The sequence below is a fragment of the Pinisolibacter sp. genome, from assembly GCF_036782435.1.
GTDB lineage: Bacteria > Pseudomonadota > Alphaproteobacteria > Rhizobiales > Ancalomicrobiaceae > CALBKH01.
The window spans coordinates 1-19,075 of sequence record NZ_DAIPZB010000064.1; the positions used below are offsets into that span (position 1 = coordinate 1).

A 19,075-nucleotide genomic window follows, 5' to 3' on the forward strand; every position below is an offset into this window, starting at 1 on the left:
GCATGTACGGCCCGCGCGGCGGCGGCATCGCCGACCGGGAAGGCCTGATGGGCCGTATCGACGTCATCGAGGGGACGCTGGCCAAAGCCTTCGGCACGCTCGGCGGCTACATCACCTCGACCAAGGCGATCTGCGACGCGGTACGCTCCTACGCCCCGGGCTTCATCTTCACCACGGCGTTGCCGCCGGCGATCGCCGCGGCGGCCGCCGCCTCGATCCGCCACCTCAAGCGCTCGTCGGCCGAGCGCGACATGCAGCAACGTCAGGCGCAGCGCACCAAGGACGTGCTCGGCGGCGCCGGCCTGCCGGTGATGCCGACCGCCACCCACATCGTGCCGGTGATGGTGGGCGATCCGGACCTGTGCAAGAAGGCCTCGGACATGCTGCTCGAGGAGCACGGCATCTACATCCAGCCGATCAACTATCCGACGGTGCCGCGCGGCACCGAGCGGCTGCGCATCACCCCGACGCCGTTCCACGACGACGATCTGGTCGCTGCGCTGAAGACCTCGCTCGTCGACGTGTGGACCAAGCTCGGCTTGCCGCTCACCGGTCCGGTGGCGCTCGACGACGACACCGACGAGATCACCCCGCCGGTGACCAAGATGGCGGTGCCGCGTTCGGGCGGCTGACGGTCTCCTCTCCCGAGAGCGCGGGCACGCCCCGCGCCGTCGGCCTCGGTGGCGACACCGGGGCCGTCTTTTTTCGGCGGTCTCGTCGGCACCCTCCTCCTCCACTTTCGCGCTCCCGGGCGCGTCCCGATGTGCGGTCCGTGGCGTCCGGCGTCAGCCTTCGCGCAGCGGCAGGGTCGACCCGGCGATCACGTCCGCGCCGCGACGAGCCGAGGTGATGCACCTCGCCATCTCGTCGTTCGCTCGGATGTTGACTCTTCGTATTTCATGTGTCAACTATTTCTTACACATGAAATGCGAGGAGTGAGGGATGCGGCTCGACGGAGACCGGTTGGTGGAGGTGCTGGCCGCCCTCGCCAATCCGCACCGGTTGCGCATTCTGGCGGCGTTGGCCGGCAGTGGGCGCAACTATGTCAGCCGGCTGGCGCGCGACGTCGGCATCAGCCGACCACTGCTCCACCTGCATCTGCAGAAGCTCGAACAGGCCGGACTGGTCCGTAGCCGGCTCGAACTCTCCGCCGACGGCAAGGCGCTGAACTTCTTCGAAGTGACGGACTTCGACCTCACCGTCACCCCGACGACGCTGATCGACGCGGTCCGCACCCTCTCTCCCGTCGAACGACGCGACCCCGAATAGGAGCCCCTCATGGCCCAACACATCGACACGTTTCTTCTGATCACGGTGCTGCTGTTCGCCACCGTCCTGCTGATCTTCGCCATGAAGTATTTCAGCGCCGCGCGCACCGCCCGGGCACGGATCGCCGGCGACGAGGCCCTGCGCGATCTCGCGGCCCGAGCCGTCGAGGTGCAGGCCGCCGGCGCGGCGGCGTTGGCCGGCCTGACGGAGCGGGTCGCCGGGATCGAGGGACGGCTCGGCGCCATCGAAAAGATGCTGAAGGACGTCGAATGACCGCCCGCGACCCACTCCCCAGCGACATCACCGCGCCCGACGATCTGCGCATCGCCTCCTTCGTCGAGGGCACGACGCTGCTGCTTCTGGTCCTGGTCGCGGTGCCGCTGCGCCATCTCGGCGGGTTGCGCGAGGCGACGGCGATCATGGGGCCGATCCACGGCGTCGCCTTCCTCGTCTATGCGTGGCTGCTGCTGCGAACCGGAGCGAGCGGGCGGATCGCGTGGCGCGACGTCGTCATTCTCGGGCTCGCCGCCTTCGTGCCTTTCGGCGCCTTCCTGGTGTTGCGCCACCGGGCGCGCGGCACGTCTCCCGCGTCCGTCCCGGAGTGAAGCCATGCCCTTCGATCTCTGGCTCGTGGCGGCGCATGTCGCCGTGGCCGTCGTCTGGACGGGCGGACTGACCGCCCTCGGCATCGCCGTGCTCGCCGCGAACGATCCGGCTCTGCGCGAGATGGATACGGTGCGCCGCTTCGCCGCCGCGGTGCGGCGCTTCGATCACCGGGTGACGGCGCCGGCGATGGCCGCCACCTGGGCGTTCGGCTCGATCCTCGCGCTGCGCGGCGCATGGTTCGGCGAGCCTTGGCTGACGGCGAAGATCGTCGTCGTGGTCGCCTTGTCGGCGCTGCACGGGGTGCTGTCGGGTGGTCTGCGCCGGAACGATGCGGCGGCGGCGATCGGCGCCCTCGCTCGATACACGCCCGCGACGGTCGGGATGGCCGTTCTGGCGATCGCCGGATTGGTGATCGTCAAGCCGCTCTGAGCGAGACCGCCCTCAGATCTTCTTCTCGCCCGACTCGGACGGAGGCTCGCGGCCGGGAAGATCGCTGTCGTCGAGGATGCGCCAGCGAGCGCCCTCCAGATCTTCGAACTGGCCCGACTTCAGGCTCCACATGAAGGCGAAGAGGCCGAGCAGTCCGAGGCCGAGCGCGATCGGGATCAGGAAGATCAGGACGTCCATGACTTGCCTTCTCGTTGTCCCGCGGACCTCGTCTCGGTCACTGCGGACGCGGGGGCGTCGAACAACGCGGCCGTACCCGCCCTTCCGCGTCCGTCATCCCTGCGCCGCGCGGCGATGACGGTCAAGAGCGGACGAACGCGGGCGCGGCCTCGGCGTCACCGGGGTCGGCGACCGGTGCCGCCCCGAGGCGCAGTCGCAGGGCGTTCAAGGTGACGAGCACCGACGAGCCCGACATGGCGAGTGCCGCGATCAACGGCGTCACCAAGCCGGCCACGGCGACGGGCACGGCGATCAGATTGTAGATCACCGACAGCCACAGGTTCTGGATCATTGCGGCGCGGGCGCGGCGGGAGACGGTCACCGCCGCGACCACCGGCGCCAGGCGGTCGCCGAGGAAGACGGCGTCGGCGGCGGCCTGGGACAGATGCACCGCCGTCACCGGTGACAGCGACACGTGGGCGGCGGCCAGCGCCGGCGCGTCGTTGAGGCCGTCGCCGACCATCAGCACGCGGCGGCCCGCCGCCTTCAGCGCCTCGAGCCGAGCGATCTTGTCGGTCGGGCCGAGATGGGCGGCCCAGTCGCTCACTCCGAGGGTGGTGGCCACCTCGGCGACGGCCGCCTCACGGTCGCCCGACAGGATGGCGACGGCGAGCCCCATCGCCTTCAGTCGGTCGACGACCTCGCGGGCGTCGCGGCGCAGGCCCTGTTCGAAGGCGACGAGGATCGGCGCGTCGTCGCCTTCGCGATGGGCGACGAGCGAGGCGCCGGGGAACCGCGCGAGGAGCGCCTCCACCGCCGCCGCATCGACGCCGCAGAAGGCGGGGGAGCCGAGCCGTTCGACGCGGCCGTCGACGGTCGTTTCGATGCCGCGGCCCGGTTCTTCGCGCACCTCGAGCGGCGGCGCCACGGCGCGGGTGATCTCGGCCAGCGCCTGCCCCAGCGGGTGACGGCTGGCGCGCGCCAGCCGACCGGCCCGCGCCAGGCGCTCGGGGTCGACGGCGTCGCGATCGAGCAGGCGGGGTTCGGGCAGGGTCAGCGTACCGGTCTTGTCGAAGACGACGGTGTCGACCGCCGCCAGACGCTCGATGGCGTCGCCGGAATGGAGCAGCACGCCGGCTTTGAACAGGATGCCGGAGGTGACGACCTGCACCGCGGGAATGGCGAGGGCCAGCGCACAGGGGCAGGTGATGATCAGCACCGAGACGGCGATCACCAGGCTCTCGGCCACCGGCGAACCGGCGATGAGCCACCAGCCGAGGAAGGTGACGAGCGCCGAGGCGTGGACCACCGGAGCGTAGGCGCTCGCGGCGCGGTCGGCGAGCCGCATGTATTTCGATTTCGCCTGGGCGGCGGTCTCGAGCAGGGTGTTGACCTCGTCGAGAAGCGTGCCTTCGGTGGCGGCGGTGACACGGACGCGGAGCAGGCCGCCGACGTTGAGCGTTCCCGCGTAGACACGGGTGCCGGGGCCCACGGCGACGAGTGTGGTCTCGCCGGTGACGAGGCTCTGGTCGATGTCGGAGGCGCCGTCCTCGACGACGCCGTCGACCGAGACGCGTTCGCCCGGCCGCACCAGCACCAGATCTCCGGGGTCGACCTTGGAGAGCGGTACGTCGCGGATCGAGCCGTCGGGCAGGATGCGAGCGGCGGATTCGACCCGGAGCGCCGCGACGTTCTCGGCCACCGAGCGGGTGCGGCGGCGCATGTTGTAGTCGAGGAAGCGGCCGGTGAGCAGAAAGAACAGCAGCATCACCACCGAGTCGAAGAAGGCGTGCTCGGCGGAACGCATGGTCTCGAACAGCGAGAGACCGAGGGTGAGGACGACGCCGATGGAAATCGGCACGTCCATGTTGGTGCGCAGCGCTCGGAGCGCCCGGGCTGCCGACCGGAAGAACGGCCGCCCCGAATAGGCGACGACGGGAAGGGCGATCAGCGCCGAAATCCAGTGGAAGAGGTCGCGGGTCGGCGCGTCGATGTCGGAGGCGTTGCCGGCCCACACCGACACCGACAGCAACATGATGTTCATCGCGCCGAAACCGGCCACCGCCATGCAGCGCAGGAGTTCCTTGGCCTCGGCCTCCTCCTCCGCCGAACGGCGACCGGGATCGAAGGGGTGGGCGCGATAGCCGAGACGCTCGAGCCGACGCACCAGGGCGCCCGCCTCGGTCTCGGCCGGCTTCCATTCGAGCGCGAGGCGGCGGGTGGTGAGGTTGACCCGCGCCTCGGTGACGCCCGGCATGGTGCGGATGCCGCGCTCGATGGTCGACATGCAGGCGGCGCAGGTGATGCCCTCGACGGCGAGGTCCATGTGGACCGTGCCGTCGGCCTTGGGGGCGGCGAAGGCGTTCCAATCGCGTTCGGCGGCGGTCATGGGCGGTGCGTTCGTCCTCGCGATACGAGATCCGGCAGATCGCTTCGCGACGCCGGATCGAATTCGTCCAACCCCCTCGTGTGGACAGGGTGTCCGGACGAGCGATCGGTCACCGGGTCAGCGCAGGAACAGCGCGTTCTCCGACAGGAACACTCGCCCCTTGTCGGTCAGGCCTTCGACCTCGAGGCCCCATTTGCCTTCGCCGACGCCCATCGCGGCGCCTTCGAAGACACCGGCGGCGCCGGGGACCGCGGGAAGCGGCACGGCATGATCGAGCGAGCGGTTGGCGGGATGCAGGAGGGTCGCCTTGAAGGCGACGCCGGAGAGCGGCACCCCCTTGGCGTCGCGCGCCTCGAGGCGGACGACGACACGGCCGTCGGGACTGCGCGCCGCCTGGGCATCGACCTGCCAGCCGCGGGCCGCCTGCTCCTGGGCCTGGGCGATCGTCTTGTTGAAGCGCTGGCTCTCGGCATAGGGCGAGCGGGTCACGACGCCGGGGAAGGATTCGACCGCCTTCCAGATCATCACGCCGTTGACGGCGAAGATGAATCCGAAGACGCCGACGAGGATGAGGAGGACGTGGCGACCGGTGAGCCGGAAGCCGCTGCCCTCGGGTTCGCGTTCTTGATTCAGAGACGTCGACATGAACCCCTCCCGGAGCCAACTGGAGCGCCGGACCTCTTCGGCCGGCCACCTCTCGAAGCGACGGCCGAGGGCGCCGAGACGCCCGTCCGTCGCAGAAGAGCGAAATGGTCTCTTCGGTCGGGACCGGAGACGCTCGCTCGCAGACCACCGTCGAACGCTTCCGTCGCGCGATGGGTGCGCCTCCCCGTCCGGAAGGCTCGAGGCGCGGCCCGCGGGTCGCGCCGTCGTCGTCGGGATGCGGTCGAGCGCCGCTTCGTCTCCGCCCGGCGAGCCGATGCGGCACGCCGGGTTCGGCCGGTGGCGCCGAGCCTCGTACCGGGCTCACTCGCCAGCGCCTCACGGCGCCTTGAAGAAGTCCTTGGCCGTGGCCACCTCGCCGCCGGGGGCGGCGAGTTCGAAGGCCAGATCGGTCGAATGGCCGATACTCGCCCCGGCCGGCACCACCACCTGGACGCGGACCTCGCGGGTCTGATCGGCGTCGGTGGTGAAGACCAGGGTTTCACCCTCGTGTCGCGCCACACTCGACGTGTCGATGTGGGACCCCTTCGGCAGGCCCTTCACCGACAGGGCCAGATCGCGCTGGTGCGGCTCCTTGTTGAGGAGGCGCACGGTGTAGCCGTTGCGGATCGATCCATCGGAGTTGGTGACGTAGAGCGGATTGCGATCGTGCAGGACGCTGACGCCGACGGTGGCGCGGGTCGACAGACGCCAGCCCATGATCGCCGCCACCACGAGGATCAGAACCACGTAGATCATCGTGCGGGGGCGGATGAAGCTGTAGACGGCCGCCTCGCCGCGCTCGCGCCGTTCTATGTTGATGTCGGTGTCGTAACCGATGAGGCGCTTCGGCTTGCCGAGCTTGGTCATCACCGTGTCGCAGGCGTCGATGCACAGACCGCACTGGATGCAACCCATCTGCAGGCCTTCGCGGATGTCGACGCCGGTCGGACAGGCGGCAACGCACTGGCCGCAGTCGACGCAGTCGCCGGCGGGCAGACCCTGGGCGGCGAGCTTGCGGTTCTGCTTGAGCGAGCCGCGCGGCTCGCCGCGGTCGACACGATAGGAGACGTTGAGCGCCCATTCGTCGGTCAGCGCCGCCTGGATGCGCGGCCAGGGACACATGTAGAGGCAGACCTGCTCGCGGGCGAAGCCGGCGAGAAGATAGGTCGAAGCGGTGAGGATGGCGATCCAGATGTAGGCGATCGACGGCGCTTCGAGGGTCGCCAGTTCCTTCACCAGGGTCGGTGCGTCGGCGAAATAGAGCACCCAGGCGCCGCCGGTCCACCAGGCGATCATGATCCAGACGAAATGGGTCGCCGCCTTGCGCCACAGCTTGTCGAAGCTCCACGGCGCGGCGTCGAGCTTCATCTGGGTGCGGCGATCGCCCTGGAAGAAGCGCGCGACGGCGAAATAGAGATCGGTCCACACCGTCTGCGGGCAGAGATAACCGCACCAGATGCGGCCGGCCACGGCGTTCATCAGGAACAGCACGAAGGCCGCGATGATCATCAACCCGGTGACGTAGTAGACTTCCTGCGGCCAGATCTCGACCATGAAGAAATAGAAACGCCGCCCCGGCAGATCGAGCAGGATCGCCTGATCCGGTTGACCGGGAGCCCGCGTCCAGCGCAGGAACGGCAAGAAGTAGTAGATGGCGAGGCCGACGACGAGGATGGCCCACTTGATCCTGCGGAACGTACCCGTGACCTTCGCCGGATAGATCTTGGCTTGATCGGCGTAGAGCTGATCGCTCTCCCCTCCGGCACCGGCACCACTTTCGACGCTCATTCCGTCCGTCCCTCTCACACACCCGTCGGCGACCACTCCGGCCCCTCGCCGGTGCCGTCACCCGGCCGTCCCGACGTTCGTCGCGGAGGTGGCATCCTCCGCGTCGCCGGACGTCTCCCGTCGCCGTCGGCGGCGGGTCTCTCCCGGGGAGGCTCTAGGGCGCGATCCCCGTCACGGCAAGCCACGGATGCGTGTACATGCCGATCCAATCGATTCGATCGTCCCGCGCGCGGCGGGATGACACAGGGGTCGTCGGGCTCCCCCGACCGCGCGACGGCACGGCGGTGACGACCGGAAAGTGGTGGTGACGTCGACGCGGGATGCCCCGAAGACGCATCCCGCCCCTCGCTCACACGCCCGACACGAGATCCGGTGCCCATGAGGGACGCCGTCCGAGGACGACGAGATCCGGTCGGGCGGAGAAGCGGATGCCTCCCCGCAAACGAACGAGGGAGACGGTTCGCGTCTCCCTCGTGATCGCGGCGCGCCGTTCGGCCGCCGTGGTCTCGGGGAGGAGAGGTTCGCACCCCTCCCCCTCGGGTTCGTGGATCACTTGCCGCCGCCCAGCGAGTGGACGTAGACGGCCAGCGACTTGATGGTGATCGCATCGAGACGGCCTTCCCAAGCCGGCATGACGCCGTGCTTGGCTTCGGTCATCTGAGCCGCGACCTTGTCCACACCGCCGCCGTAGAGCCAGATCTTGTCGGCGAGGTTGGGCGCGCCGAGTTCGAGGTTGCCCTTGGCGTCTTCGCCGTGGCAGGCGGCGCAGTTGTCGGAGAACAGCTGCTTGCCGTCGGCCGCCGCCTTCACCGAGGTATCGGAGAGGGAGACGACGTAGGAGGCGACGGAAGCGATCTGCTCCTTGTTCAGGATGCCGTCCTTACCGAAGTTCGGCATCTGGCTGTCACGCGCCTTGGCATGGCCGGAACGGATGCCGAACTGCAGGGTCTGGTAGATGTCGGCGAGCTTGCCGCCCCAGATCCAGTCGTCGTCCTGCAGGCTGGGATAGCCCGGACCGCCGGTCGCACCCGAGCCGTGGCACGGGGCGCAGTTGTCGCCGAAGGCGGCCTTGCCGTTCGCCATGGCGAACTCGAGCAGGGCCGGAGTCGACTTGATCTGCTCGAGCGGCGCGTCGGCGAGACCGGACGCGTTGGCCAGTCGAGCCTTCACACCACCTTCGTAGGCGGCGATCGAGTCGGAGCGCATCGTCGAACCGAAGATGCCTTGGGTGTAGCTGCTCACCAGAGGCCACGACGGATAGAAGACGTAATATCCGACGGACCAGATGATGCAGACGTAGAACACGTAGAGCCACCACTTCGGCAGCGGCGTGTTCAGTTCCTTCAGACCGTCCCATTCGTGGCCGGTCGTCGTCTGACCCGACAGATGGTCGAGTTCCTGTTGTGCCATGGATCAATCCTCCCGCAGGGGGACGCGCGAGGCCTCGTCGAAGGGCCGTTTATTGGACGGCCACAGGGCGTAGACGAGGACCCCCGCGAAGATGACGAAGAAGTAGACCAGACCCCACGTCTGGGCGAACTCGGCAAGTGATGTGTAGGTGTTCATGACCTCACACTCCTCACCTCAGGTTCGCCTTGTCGTCGTAGAGCTTGAAGTCCACCATGGTTCCGAGCACCTGAAGGTAGGCGATCACGGCGTCCAGTTCGGTGACCTTGGCGGGGTTGCCGTCGAAGTCACGGGCGACCGGAGTCGAGATCTTCTCACCCTTCGAGTTGGTGACCGTGTAGCGCTGCAGGAACGCGCCGACGTTCTTGTCGTCGGGGTTGGCCTGAGCCATCACGTCGGCCGCGACGTTGGCGATCTGATCGGCCGTGTAGGGCACGCCGACCAGCGCGTTGGTCTTGACCACGTCCTGAAGGTGCGTGGTGGCCAGCTCGGTCTTCGCCAGGAAGGGATATCCCGGCATCACGCTGTCCGGAACGACCGCGCGCGGGTTGATCAGATGCTCGACGTGCCACTTGTCGGAATACTTGTTTCCGAGGCGGGCGAGGTCGGGACCCGTGCGCTTGGAACCCCACTGGAAGGGGTGGTCGTACATGGACTCGGCCGCGAGGGAGAAGTGGCCGTAGCGTTCGATCTCGTCGCGCATCGGACGGATCATCTGGCTGTGGCACAGATAGCAACCTTCGCGGAGGTAGATGTTGCGTCCCGCCAGCTCGAGCGGGGTGTAGGGACGCATGCCCTCCACCTTCTCGATCGTGCTCTTCAGGTAGAAGAGCGGGACGATTTCGACCAGGCCGCCGATGGCGACCATGATCAGGATGCCGACGAGGAGAACGATGGAGTTCTTCTCGAAGATGGCGTGCTTTTCCATCAGAGACATGACTCGTGCTCCTTCACTCGGCCGGGGCCAGAGCCGGGGCACCGGCGGTGGCGCCTTCGGCGTCCTCACCATGAGCCACGGTCATGTACAGGTTGTAGACCATGATCAGCGAACCGAGCAGGAACAGGGCACCGCCCAGAGCACGGATCGCGTAGTAGGGATGCATGGCCGCAACGGTTTCGATGAAGGAGTACTCCAGGAAGCCGAGCTTGTCGTAGGCACGCCACATCAGGCCCTGCATGATGCCCGACACCCACATGGCGCAGATGTAGAACACGATGCCGATGGTGGCGGTCCAGAAGTGCCAGCTGACGAGCTTCAGCGAGTAGACGCTCTTCTTGTTCCACAGCCAGGGGAACAGGCAGTAGAGCGCGCCGAAGGACACGAAGCCGACCCAGCCGAGAGCGCCGGAGTGGACGTGACCGACGGTCCAGTCGGTGTAGTGGCTGAGGCCGTTCACCGCCTTGATCGACATGAGCGGACCTTCGAAGGTCGACATGCCGTAGAAGGCGACGGACACGACGAGCATGCGGAGCACCGGGTCGGTGCGCAGCTTGTCCCAGGCGCCCGAGAGCGTCATCAGGCCGTTGATCATGCCACCCCAGGACGGCATCCACAGCATGATCGAAAAGGTCATGCCGAGGGTCGAAGCCCATTCGGGCAGCGCCGTGTAGTGGAGGTGATGCGGGCCGGCCCAGATGTAGAGGAAGATCAGCGCCCAGAAGTGGATGATCGACAGCCGGTAGGAGTACACCGGACGGTCGGCCCGCTTCGGAACGAAGTAGTACATGATGCCGAGGAACGCGGCGGTCAGGAAGAAGCCGACCGCGTTGTGGCCGTACCACCACTGGACCATGGCGTCCTGGACGCCGGAGAACACCTGCACCGACTTGATCGAGTAGATCGACACCGGCACCGACATGTTGTTGCCGAGGTGCAGCATCGCGACGGTGACGATGAAGGCCAGGTAGAACCAGTTGGCCACGTAGATGTGGGGTTCCTTACGCTTCCACAGGGTGCCGAGGAAGGCGAGGAGATAGATCACCCACACGATGGTGAGCCACAGGTCGGCGTACCACTCCGGCTCGGCATATTCCTTCGACTGGGTGACGCCGAGCAGATAGCCCGTACCGGCGATCACGATGAAGGCGTTGTAGCCGAGGACGATGAACCACGGGGTGACGATGCCCGGCATACGCGCCTGCGACGTGCGCTGCACGACGTAGAACGACGTGGCGAGGAGGACGTTGCCACCGAAGGCGAAGATCACCGCCGAGGTGTGCAGCGGCCGCAGACGCCCGAAGTTGATGAAGGGCAGGTCCAGGTTCAGAGCCGGCCAAGCCAACTCGGAGGCGATGTAGACGCCCACCAGGAAGCCGGCCACGCCCCAGAACACCGACGCGATGGCGGCGAACTTGATGGGCCCGTAGTTGTAGTTGGCCTTGCCGTCGATCATCTGCGCCGGCTGGGCGCTGCGATCGTTGTAGCCCTTGATGATCAGGAAGATGCCGATCGCCGCGAAGACCGCGCCGACAGCTGCGTGGAACGCCAACTGCGGTTCCCACGCCTTGCCGGCGAGGATCACGCAGACGACGGCGAGAAGCGCGAGGAAGAGCGAATAGCCCATTTCCTCGAGCGTGAATGCCTTTGTCTCGACTGGTCGAGCCATCGTTCGCCCCGTTTCTTGTATCGATACGCCCCCGGGCGACGCGCCCCGGCGTTCCGTCCCTCGGATGTGACCTCGGGTTGGGAACGCACGGCCCGCGCCGTCCGCCTAAGTTTCCGGCGTTCCTACGGCGAACACCGAGTGCGCCCGGTGTGCGACGTCGAAACGCCGGTGGGTATCGGTCCGACCGTAGAGCCGGCCTCACCCCGCGACTTTGATTCAGGTCAACGCGACCCGAACGGTCCAAGCTCGTCGGTGAGGACCGGGTTTCCCTCGGTACGGACACGCCGGCGACAATAGCGACGACGGGCCGACCTCAGGAGACGGTCGAAATACCTACGAGCCCAGGATTCGATTAAGACTTCCGTCGCGTCGGGGCAATCGCCGAGGCTTCGTTTCGCCCTCGGCCTATCGTCGCAGCACGGTTCGTCAGCATTGATACGGTTTCCAAAACCGGGCCGCGACGCTACTTTCCCTCGACGCGCGCCGCAGGGCGAACGGCGAAGCGAGGGGCTTCGCATTACGACCCGGGCTGGCGCGTCGCGGGTGCGTCCACGGACGGGTGGGCGGATCCGGATGCGCGTCGCGGCTCCCGCCGGAAGGATTCCGGATCGACCGGGATCTCCGCCGGAGCACCGCGAAACGCCGGCGCCGACTGCCGAACCATCCGTCCGCGTACAACGAAAGACCCGCTCACCCTGCGTGAACCTGTTGTTCACAAAAGAAGATCGGGCCGCGATCGGCGAACGACGCGCATCTCCGGCTTCCGGGTTGATCCGCGTCAAGGCCGCAACAGGAAGGGCACCGCATGGTCGCCGGCATGGTTCAGCAGACGAAGACACCGCTCGATCTCAAATACGCGACCCGCAGCGTGCCGCGTTACACGTCCTACCCGACGGCGCCGCATTTCGACGCCTCGGTGACGCCCGCGATCTATGGCGGGTGGCTGCGGTCGCTCGACGCGCGTGCGCCGATCTCGGTCTATCTCCACGTCCCCTATTGCCGCACCATCTGTCACTACTGCGGGTGCCACACCAAGGGCGCCCGCAAGGACGACCCGGTCATCGACTACGCCGAAGGTCTGGTGGAGGAAATTCGCCTCATAGGAGAGGCGATCGGTCGCAGGCTTCCGGTTTCCCACATCCACTGGGGTGGCGGCACGCCGAGCCTGTTGCCGACCGAATCGTTTCGCGCCGTGGTGAAGGCGCTTCGGGCGACCTTCGACATCCTGCCGACGGTCGAGCACGCCATCGAACTCGATCCGCGCACCGTGCGCGAGGACCTCGCCGCGCTGCTCGCCGAATCGGGCGTCACCCGAGCGAGCCTCGGCGTCCAGGATTTCGATCCGGCGGTGCAGAAGGCGATCGGTCGCATCCAGCCGATCGAGACGGTGGAGCACGCCGTCGCGGCGCTGCGCGGCGCCGGCATCACGGCGATCAACTTCGACCTGATGTACGGACTGCCGCACCAGACGCCGGAGACGATCCGGCGCACCATCGAACTCACCCACGCCTTCGCGCCGAGCCGCGTCGCCCTGTTCGGCTACGCCCACGTGCCGTGGTTCAAGAAGCATCAGCGGCTCATCGACGAGGCGGCGCTGCCGGGCGCCAACGCACGCTTCGAACTGGAGCAGACGGCGCGTGCCGCGCTGGCCGAGTACGGTTACGAGGCGATCGGCCTCGACCACTTCGCGCTGGCCACCGACGAGATTGCGGTCAAGGCGAAGTCCGGCGAACTCCACCGCAACTTCCAGGGCTACACCACCGACGACGCCGGTACGCTGATCGGCATCGGCTGTTCGTCGATCGGCAAGGTGCACCAGGGCTTCGCCCAGAACGACCCGGACATCGGCCGCTGGCGCAAGGCGGTCGACGCCGGACGCCTGCCGATCGCCAAGGGCAAGGCACTCGACGCCGACGACCGGCTGCGCGCCGACATCATCGAACGGGTGATGTGCGACTACGCCGTCGACGTCGACGAGGTCTGCGCCGCGCACGGCATGACGCGGGACGCGGTCGGGGACGCTTTCGAGCGGTTGATCGAGCCGGCACGCGACGGGCTGGTCGAGGTCGACGGGGCGAAGATCCGCGTCACCGAGGCGGGCCGACCGCTGGTGCGCATCGTCGCCGCCGCCTTCGACGTCTATCTGGCGCGCGCCGCGGCCCGGCATTCCGTGGCGGTGTGAGCGACGCCCTCCCCGCCCGTCAATCGACCGCGATGTCGGCGACGACCGCGTTCAGCGCCGCCACCAGATCGGCGGGTGTGACGCGGATCTCCAGGCCGCGGCGGCCGCCGGAGACATGGATCCTTTCGGGCAGCAGCAGCGCGGCGTCGGCGACGATCGCCAGCGGCCGCTTGGTGCCGAAGGGCGAGATGCCGCCGAGTACGTAGCCGGTGAGGCGCTGGGCGTCGGCCTTGTCGCCCATTTCGGCGCGCTTCCAACCGAGCGCCCTGGCCGCCAGCGGCAGGCCGAGCTTGCGGACGACGGGGACGAGCGCCAGTGCGTGGGCCTTCGCCCCGTCACTCACCACCAGCGTCTTGAACACGCTTGCCGGATCGAGCCCGAGCTTCTCCGCCGCCTCGAGGCCGTAGGCTTCGGCGCGCGGGTCGTGAGCGTATTCGAGGAGGTCGAAGGCGATCTTCTTCGCCTTCAGGAAGGTGGTGGCGGGGGTGGCGGCCAAGGCGGGCTCCGGTCGCGAGGAACACAGCGTTGTTCTAGCGCGACCCGCCCACGACGAAAAAGCCCCGCCGGACGGGCGGGGCTCGCTCGGTTCCCGGAAACGGTACGCCGAAGGCGTCAATGCGTCCCGGTCAGGTGGCAGATGCCGCAGATGTCGGTGATGCGGATGCGGTCCTGCTTCTCGATGGCGATGAGGCCGCGGCGCTTCAGGTCCGAGATCACCCGGCTCACCGTCTCGATCGTCAGGCCGAGATAGTCGGCGATCTCCTGGCGGGTCATGGTGAGTTCGATGGTCTGTTCGTCCTTCTCGCCCGAGGGGCCGGAGCAGCCGGGTTGGCCGCGCGACGGCACGAAGTGCATGAGGAAGGTCGCCACCCGCTCGAAGGCCGATTTGCGGCCGAGCAGGACGGCGTGTTCGTGCAGGCGCTCGATCTGGTCGCGCAGGCAGCGGGCGACGTGGCCCTGGAACTCGCTCGACGCCTCGATGTCGCGGCGGTCGAGGATGCGCACGACGCTCGGCGTCAACGTCTCGGCGTTGCAGTCGTAGAGCTTGCCGCCGACGACGCCGAAGAGCGAATTGGGCGCGATGATCTCCACGACCTGACGACGGCCGTCGGGCAGCAGCTTGAACAGCATCACCGCGCCTTCGATGAGCTCGTAGACGCGGTCGGCCGGGTCGCCTTCGTAGAAGACGGATTCGTGCGAGCCGACGCGCTGGGTCTTCACCCGCTGCGACCGGGCGAACTCCAGCCAAACGAGATCGGCCTCGGTTCTGGCTTCCTTGGGGAGCCCACCGGCATTGCCGAGGGCTCTATCGGAATAGGCCATGATCGTCTCCTCCTCGCCGATCCCCGACCGCCCGGCACGGGACCCGTGCCGTTCGTCCGCGATGGGGAACCGGTGCCGATCGCATCGGTCTTGCGATTCCGACGGAAGCGTCGTCACTCCTCACCTACCGATCTGATCGCCGCCGGCCCGTCACCGGTGGAGAAGGGGTGGATGTGGCGCGTCTTTCGGCTCGTTCAGGCTAGAAACAAGGCAAGACCCCCACAATTCGGGGGACCTACTTACGCCCATCTACCTAAATTCACGGCACTTCGTCTCGTCGCACGGCGGATCCGACCCTCATCGGTCCGCCCACACCCGTGTCTCACCGGAGTGGATCACAGGAGTGCGACGAGTGTGTCTCCTGAAAGTGGTTTGCGCAACAGCCGCACCAGCGGCAGATCGCGCAATTCGTCTTCGATCACCTTCTGCGCCTGGCCGGTGATGGCGATGACCCGCGGGCGGGGGGAGAGACGGTCGAGCCAACGGATGACCTGGGCGCCGCCGATGCCCGGCAGGCCGAGGTCGACGATGACCACGTCGTCGGCGGCCGGCGGTGCGCCCTCGAAGAAACTCTCGGCATCGGGATGCGACACGACGTCGTGGCCGAGAGCCTGCAGCAGGAAGCGCAGGCTGTCGGCGACGCCGGGGTCGTCTTCCAGGATGTGGACGGACCCGGGCGGCGCGTGCCGCGCCCCGGTCGTTGTCTCTGTCATTCTCGCGTACTCGGCCGAACGGATGAGATGTCACCATCGTCCGAAACGGTTCAGAGCGCGATCCGTAGAGTTCCCGATCGCCGATCACCAGCGCGTCAACGCTCCGCGCCGGCCCCTCGAAACGACACGAGGCCCGTCCGGGGGACGAGCCTCGCAGCGTGGAAATCGACGGATGGAGACCGCGTTCAGCCGTGTTCGCCGGTCAGCACGATTCGGACGAGATCGGCGGCGTTGCGGGCGCCGAGCTTCTCCATGATGCGGGCGCGATGCACCTCGATGGTGCGTGGGCTGATGCCGAGATGGCGTCCGGCCTCCTTGTTGGAGGCGCCGGCGGTGATCTGGCCGAGCACCTCGATCTCGCGCGGGGTCAGGAGATCGCGGCCGGGGAAGTCGTGGGCGACCGACTTGTGGTCGGCACCTTCGCGGCGTGCCTGGGCCTCCAGCGCCTCGTGGACGCGCTGGACGATGTGATCGGCGTCGAAGGGCTTCTCGATGAAGTCGAAGGCGCCGAACTTGATGGCGGTGACCGCCATCGGGATGTCGCCCTGACCGGAGATGATGAAGATCGGCGCCGGGTAATGATCGGCGTTGAGGGCCTTGAGGATGTCGAGGCCGGAGCGGCCGGGCATGTGGACGTCGAGGAAGACGCAGGCCGGCGGATGGGTCTTGGCGGCGTCGAGGAAGGCGTCGCCGGTCTCGTAACCGGAGACCTTGTACCCCTCGAGCTCGAAGACCACCGCGAGCGCGTCACGAACCGCCGGGTCGTCGTCCACGATGTAGATCGCCTGGTCGGATTTCTGCGCGCGTCCGATCATCTGCCACCTCGATACGTCTTTCACTCTCCGGCGCGGCGCGCTCGGAGGTCATTTCGCATTCACCGTCGCCGTCACCCCGAGGGGCAAGGACAACACGAAGGTCGCTCCGCGCCCGCCACCGCCGGGCTCGACGAGGAGATCTCCACCGTGGTTCTGAGCGATGGAGCGGGAAATCGCAAGTCCCAGCCCCAATCCGGTCTTCTTGGAAGTCGAGAAGGCCTTGAAGAGATTGCGCACCGTCTCCCCCGGGATACCGGCGCCGCTGTCCTCGACCTCGACCAGCAGCCGGCCGTCCGCGGTGCGCGTGGCGATGCGGATCCAGCGCTCGTCGCGACTCTTCACCGCCTCGATGCCGTTGCGGATGAGGTTGATCAGGATCTGCTGGATCTGGATCGGATCGGCCTCCAGGGCCGGCTGATCGGGCATCTCGTCACGAACCACCTCGACCGCGGCGCCGTCGTTGCCGAGCAGCGTCACCTCGAGCGCCTCGTCGATCAGACGACGAATGTCGACCGGCTGGCGTTCCGGTTCGCGCTTCTCGATGAACTGACGCATCTTCTGGATGATCGAGCCGGCGCGTTCGGCCTCGCGCGAGGCCTTGCCGAGGATCTCCAGCACCGCCTGATCGACCTCGTCCTCGCCGCTCTTCAGTTTGCGGGTGAGCGCCTGGAGATAGAGCATCACCGCGGTCAGCGGCTGATTGAGTTCGTGCGCCACCGCGGCGCCCATCTCGTCCATGGCGTTGACGCGCGCCATCTGGACGAGCTGCGCCTGGAGCTGGGCGAGGCGTTGTTCGACCGCCTTGCGGGGCCGGAGGTCACGCATGATGCCGATGTACTGCGGCCCCTCCGGGGTCTTCGCCTCGCCGACCGACAGTTCGATCGGGAAGACGGTGCCGTCGGCATGGCGGGCGCGAACCTCGCGGCCGATGCCGATGATCCGCCTCTCGCCGGTGCGCTGGTAGTGGCCGACCGCGGCGTCGTGCTCGGAGGCGTAGTCCGGCGGCATCAGGAAGGAGATGTTGCGGCCGACGACCGATGCCGCCTCATAACCGAAGAGTGTCTCGCAGGCCTTGTTGAAGACGAGCACGCGGGCGCGTTCGTCGATCACGACGATCCCGTCCACCGCGGTGTCGAGCACCGAGAGGAGTCGAGCCTCCGAAACCGTCGGCGACCGATCTGGCACTGCGAACTCCCCGAAAACCGCGTTCTTCCGCCGTGCGGCGACGTCGGCGCACGGAGGTCGGGATTTCTCCTGACCCGCGCACATAACATTTCATCTCGAGGAGATTCTCAAGAGAGCGTCGTGTCACTCGATCGAAGGTCGGATCCGGACCGGGTCAACGGCGGTCGAGCCAGGCGACGAGGCGGCGCGTCGCCTCGCGGATCTGCTCGGGGCTGCGGGCGAAGCACAGGCGCAACCAGCCGGCGCCGGCCGCGCCGAAGGCGGTGCCCGGAGCGAGGCCGATGTTCGCCTCGTCGACGAGGCGCAGGCCGAGTTGTGAAGTGTCGTTCTCGCCGTCGACGCCGAAGAACAGGTAGAAGGCACCCGGCGGCGGCACGAATCGGGCCCGACCGGTGGCGGCGAGCGCCTCACAGAGAATCGTCCGGCTCTCGGCGATGCGGGCGATCTGCTCGGCGAGGAAGGCGTCGCCCTGCTCCAGGGCGGCGACGGCGCCACGTTGCAGGAAGACGGCGACGCCCGAGGTCGAATACTGGATCAGGTTCTCGATCACCTGCCCCAACACCGGCGGGGCCTCGATCCAGCCGATGCGCCAGCCGGTCATCGCCCAGTTCTTGGAGAAGGTGTTGACCCACACCACCCGGTCGTCCGGCCCGGCGACGTCGTGGAACGACGCCGCGCGAGAGCTGCCGTCCCAGACGAAGCGGCCGTAGACTTCGTCGGCGACGATCCACAGGCCGTGGCGGCGGGCGAGATCGAGGATCGTCGCGAGGTCGTCGCGGCTCGCCGTCCAGCCGGTCGGATTGCAGGGCGAATTGACGAAGATGACCTTGGTCGCCGGGGTGATCGTCGCGGCGAGGCGGTCGAGATCGAGGCTCCAGCCGCGATCGTCGCGGAAGGTCATCGGCAGTTCGACCACGCGCGCGCCGCGCACCCCGACGGCGGCGGCGAAGTTCGGCCACGCCGGGGTCGGCACGATCACCTCGTCGCCGGGACCGGCGAGAGCGGTGAGCGCGATCTGGATCGACTGCATGCCGGAACCGGTGACGTAGAAGCGTTCGGGCGAGAACGAGCCGCCGTAGAGACGCTCGTGCCAATGCGCCAGCGCTTCTCGCAGATCCGGGATGCCGCGCTGCCAGGTGTAGAAGGTCTCGCCGTCGGTGAGCGAGCGCGCCGCGGCGGCGCAGATGAAGGCCGGGGTCGGCAGATCCCCCTCGCCAGCCCACAACGGGATCATCCCCTCGCGCAGGCGGCCGTAGTTCATCACCTCGACGATGCCGGAGGGCGGCGCGGCGAGGGCATGCGGGGTGAGAGAGGCGAGCAGATCGGACATGCGGGGAGACACCGGTGGGAACGTCGAGGCGAAAGCGACGCACCGGACTCTATCGCATCGGCCGATCGCCCGAGATGAAATGCGCTGATCCTTCCGATCGGGATCGCTGATGGGCGATCCCGATCGGCCGGTGATTTCGACGGGTGCGTCGCGATCGGCTCATGAGACCTGTGCGCGGATAGCCCTCGACGACCGTCTACTGACGTGATTC

20 protein-coding genes are annotated in these 19,075 nt (G+C 67.7%); 6 read left to right on the forward strand and 14 right to left on the reverse strand.

Translation table 11 applies throughout. From position 1 onward, the window contains the following. From V7Q42_RS19355 to V7Q42_RS19375, 5 genes are all read left to right on the forward strand, one after another. The coding region (locus V7Q42_RS19355; protein WP_333825864.1) for an aminotransferase class I/II-fold pyridoxal phosphate-dependent enzyme at positions 1-632 on the forward strand (632 nt) is incomplete at its 5' end. 310 nt (positions 633-942) lie between these two features. After that, positions 943-1,269, forward strand: coding sequence for an ArsR/SmtB family transcription factor (locus V7Q42_RS19360; RefSeq protein ID WP_333825865.1), 327 nt, complete (start codon positions 943-945; stop codon positions 1,267-1,269). 9 nt (positions 1,270-1,278) lie between these two features. Further along, on the forward strand, positions 1,279-1,542 hold the full coding sequence (locus tag V7Q42_RS19365) for a hypothetical protein (protein WP_333825867.1): 264 nt from the start codon (positions 1,279-1,281) through the stop codon (positions 1,540-1,542). Then, entirely contained in the window at positions 1,539-1,874 is a 336-nt protein-coding gene (locus V7Q42_RS19370) for a DUF3817 domain-containing protein (RefSeq protein ID WP_333825869.1), read from the forward strand. Before V7Q42_RS19365 ends, V7Q42_RS19370 begins: the two co-directional genes overlap by 4 nt. Positions 1,875-1,878: 4 nt before the next feature. Beyond that, the gene (locus V7Q42_RS19375) at positions 1,879-2,304 is read left to right on the forward strand and encodes a CopD family protein (protein ID WP_333825870.1); all 426 of its coding nucleotides are present in this window, start codon (positions 1,879-1,881) and stop codon (positions 2,302-2,304) included. A gap of 12 nt (positions 2,305-2,316) precedes the next feature. Here V7Q42_RS19375 and ccoS read toward each other — a convergent pair whose 3' ends face one another. From ccoS to ccoN, 8 genes are all read right to left on the reverse strand, one after another. Continuing rightward, complete coding sequence (ccoS, locus tag V7Q42_RS19380; RefSeq protein ID WP_333825871.1) at positions 2,317-2,502, reverse strand: cbb3-type cytochrome oxidase assembly protein CcoS; 186 nt, start codon at positions 2,500-2,502, stop codon at positions 2,317-2,319. A gap of 121 nt (positions 2,503-2,623) precedes the next feature. Continuing rightward, the gene (locus tag V7Q42_RS19385) at positions 2,624-4,870 is read right to left on the reverse strand and encodes a heavy metal translocating P-type ATPase (RefSeq protein ID WP_333825874.1); all 2,247 of its coding nucleotides are present in this window, start codon (positions 4,868-4,870) and stop codon (positions 2,624-2,626) included. A gap of 117 nt (positions 4,871-4,987) precedes the next feature. Further along, entirely contained in the window at positions 4,988-5,515 is a 528-nt protein-coding gene (locus V7Q42_RS19390) for a FixH family protein (RefSeq protein WP_333825876.1), read from the reverse strand. Positions 5,516-5,851: 336 nt separating this feature from the next. Further along, the gene (ccoG, locus tag V7Q42_RS19395; protein WP_333825877.1) at positions 5,852-7,303 is read right to left on the reverse strand and encodes a cytochrome c oxidase accessory protein CcoG; all 1,452 of its coding nucleotides are present in this window, start codon (positions 7,301-7,303) and stop codon (positions 5,852-5,854) included. Positions 7,304-7,852: 549 nt separating this feature from the next. Then, complete coding sequence (gene ccoP / locus V7Q42_RS19400) at positions 7,853-8,713, reverse strand: cytochrome-c oxidase, cbb3-type subunit III (protein ID WP_333825879.1); 861 nt, start codon at positions 8,711-8,713, stop codon at positions 7,853-7,855. A gap of 3 nt (positions 8,714-8,716) precedes the next feature. After that, positions 8,717-8,869 carry a cbb3-type cytochrome c oxidase subunit 3 gene (locus tag V7Q42_RS19405; protein ID WP_333825880.1) on the reverse strand — a complete coding sequence of 51 codons (153 nt, stop codon included), beginning with the start codon at positions 8,867-8,869 and terminating at the stop codon, positions 8,717-8,719. 13 nt (positions 8,870-8,882) lie between these two features. Beyond that, complete coding sequence (gene ccoO / locus V7Q42_RS19410) at positions 8,883-9,647, reverse strand: cytochrome-c oxidase, cbb3-type subunit II (RefSeq protein WP_333825882.1); 765 nt, start codon at positions 9,645-9,647, stop codon at positions 8,883-8,885. 13 nt (positions 9,648-9,660) lie between these two features. Beyond that, positions 9,661-11,274, reverse strand: coding sequence for a cytochrome-c oxidase, cbb3-type subunit I (gene ccoN, locus V7Q42_RS19415; RefSeq protein WP_333825883.1), 1,614 nt, complete (start codon positions 11,272-11,274; stop codon positions 9,661-9,663). 847 nt (positions 11,275-12,121) lie between these two features. On the opposite strand from ccoN, the gene hemN reads away from it, so the two are divergent. Continuing rightward, positions 12,122-13,498: an oxygen-independent coproporphyrinogen III oxidase gene (hemN, locus tag V7Q42_RS19420; RefSeq protein WP_333825885.1), complete on the forward strand. Its 1,377-nt coding sequence runs from the start codon at positions 12,122-12,124 to the stop codon at positions 13,496-13,498. A 19-nt stretch (positions 13,499-13,517) separates the two neighbouring features. Here the strand turns inward: hemN and ybaK are convergent, their stop codons facing one another. From ybaK to V7Q42_RS19450, 6 genes are all read right to left on the reverse strand, one after another. Further along, positions 13,518-13,994 carry a Cys-tRNA(Pro) deacylase gene (gene ybaK, locus V7Q42_RS19425; protein WP_333825887.1) on the reverse strand — a complete coding sequence of 159 codons (477 nt, stop codon included), beginning with the start codon at positions 13,992-13,994 and terminating at the stop codon, positions 13,518-13,520. 116 nt (positions 13,995-14,110) lie between these two features. Further along, positions 14,111-14,821: a helix-turn-helix domain-containing protein gene (locus tag V7Q42_RS19430; RefSeq protein ID WP_333825889.1), complete on the reverse strand. Its 711-nt coding sequence runs from the start codon at positions 14,819-14,821 to the stop codon at positions 14,111-14,113. A 335-nt stretch (positions 14,822-15,156) separates the two neighbouring features. After that, positions 15,157-15,534, reverse strand: coding sequence for a response regulator (locus V7Q42_RS19435; RefSeq protein ID WP_333825890.1), 378 nt, complete (start codon positions 15,532-15,534; stop codon positions 15,157-15,159). 185 nt (positions 15,535-15,719) lie between these two features. Beyond that, positions 15,720-16,349, reverse strand: a complete 630-nt coding sequence (locus V7Q42_RS19440; protein ID WP_333825891.1) for a response regulator transcription factor — start codon at positions 16,347-16,349, stop codon at positions 15,720-15,722. A gap of 48 nt (positions 16,350-16,397) precedes the next feature. Further along, positions 16,398-17,534 carry a two-component system sensor histidine kinase NtrB gene (locus tag V7Q42_RS19445; RefSeq protein WP_333825893.1) on the reverse strand — a complete coding sequence of 379 codons (1,137 nt, stop codon included), beginning with the start codon at positions 17,532-17,534 and terminating at the stop codon, positions 16,398-16,400. Between the two features lie 154 nt (positions 17,535-17,688). Further along, positions 17,689-18,864, reverse strand: coding sequence for a pyridoxal phosphate-dependent aminotransferase (locus V7Q42_RS19450; RefSeq protein WP_333825895.1), 1,176 nt, complete (start codon positions 18,862-18,864; stop codon positions 17,689-17,691). Positions 18,865-19,075: the final 211 nt, after the last annotated feature.

Coding starts and splice junctions, on each gene's coding strand:
- V7Q42_RS19360 (WP_333825865.1), top strand. CDS start 943: ATGCGGCTCGACGGAGACCGGTTGGTGGAGGTGCTGGCCGCCCTCGCC.
- V7Q42_RS19365 (WP_333825867.1), top strand. CDS start 1,279: ATGGCCCAACACATCGACACGTTTCTTCTGATCACGGTGCTGCTGTTC.
- V7Q42_RS19370 (WP_333825869.1), top strand. CDS start 1,539: ATGACCGCCCGCGACCCACTCCCCAGCGACATCACCGCGCCCGACGAT.
- V7Q42_RS19375 (WP_333825870.1), top strand. CDS start 1,879: ATGCCCTTCGATCTCTGGCTCGTGGCGGCGCATGTCGCCGTGGCCGTC.
- ccoS (WP_333825871.1), bottom strand. CDS start 2,502: ATGGACGTCCTGATCTTCCTGATCCCGATCGCGCTCGGCCTCGGACTG.
- V7Q42_RS19385 (WP_333825874.1), bottom strand. CDS start 4,870: ATGACCGCCGCCGAACGCGATTGGAACGCCTTCGCCGCCCCCAAGGCC.
- V7Q42_RS19390 (WP_333825876.1), bottom strand. CDS start 5,515: ATGTCGACGTCTCTGAATCAAGAACGCGAACCCGAGGGCAGCGGCTTC.
- ccoG (WP_333825877.1), bottom strand. CDS start 7,303: ATGAGCGTCGAAAGTGGTGCCGGTGCCGGAGGGGAGAGCGATCAGCTC.
- ccoP (WP_333825879.1), bottom strand. CDS start 8,713: ATGGCACAACAGGAACTCGACCATCTGTCGGGTCAGACGACGACCGGC.
- V7Q42_RS19405 (WP_333825880.1), bottom strand. CDS start 8,869: ATGAACACCTACACATCACTTGCCGAGTTCGCCCAGACGTGGGGTCTG.
- ccoO (WP_333825882.1), bottom strand. CDS start 9,647: ATGTCTCTGATGGAAAAGCACGCCATCTTCGAGAAGAACTCCATCGTT.
- ccoN (WP_333825883.1), bottom strand. CDS start 11,274: ATGGGCTATTCGCTCTTCCTCGCGCTTCTCGCCGTCGTCTGCGTGATC.
- hemN (WP_333825885.1), top strand. CDS start 12,122: ATGGTCGCCGGCATGGTTCAGCAGACGAAGACACCGCTCGATCTCAAA.
- V7Q42_RS19430 (WP_333825889.1), bottom strand. CDS start 14,821: ATGGCCTATTCCGATAGAGCCCTCGGCAATGCCGGTGGGCTCCCCAAG.
- V7Q42_RS19435 (WP_333825890.1), bottom strand. CDS start 15,534: ATGACAGAGACAACGACCGGGGCGCGGCACGCGCCGCCCGGGTCCGTC.
- V7Q42_RS19440 (WP_333825891.1), bottom strand. CDS start 16,349: ATGATCGGACGCGCGCAGAAATCCGACCAGGCGATCTACATCGTGGAC.
- V7Q42_RS19450 (WP_333825895.1), bottom strand. CDS start 18,864: ATGTCCGATCTGCTCGCCTCTCTCACCCCGCATGCCCTCGCCGCGCCG.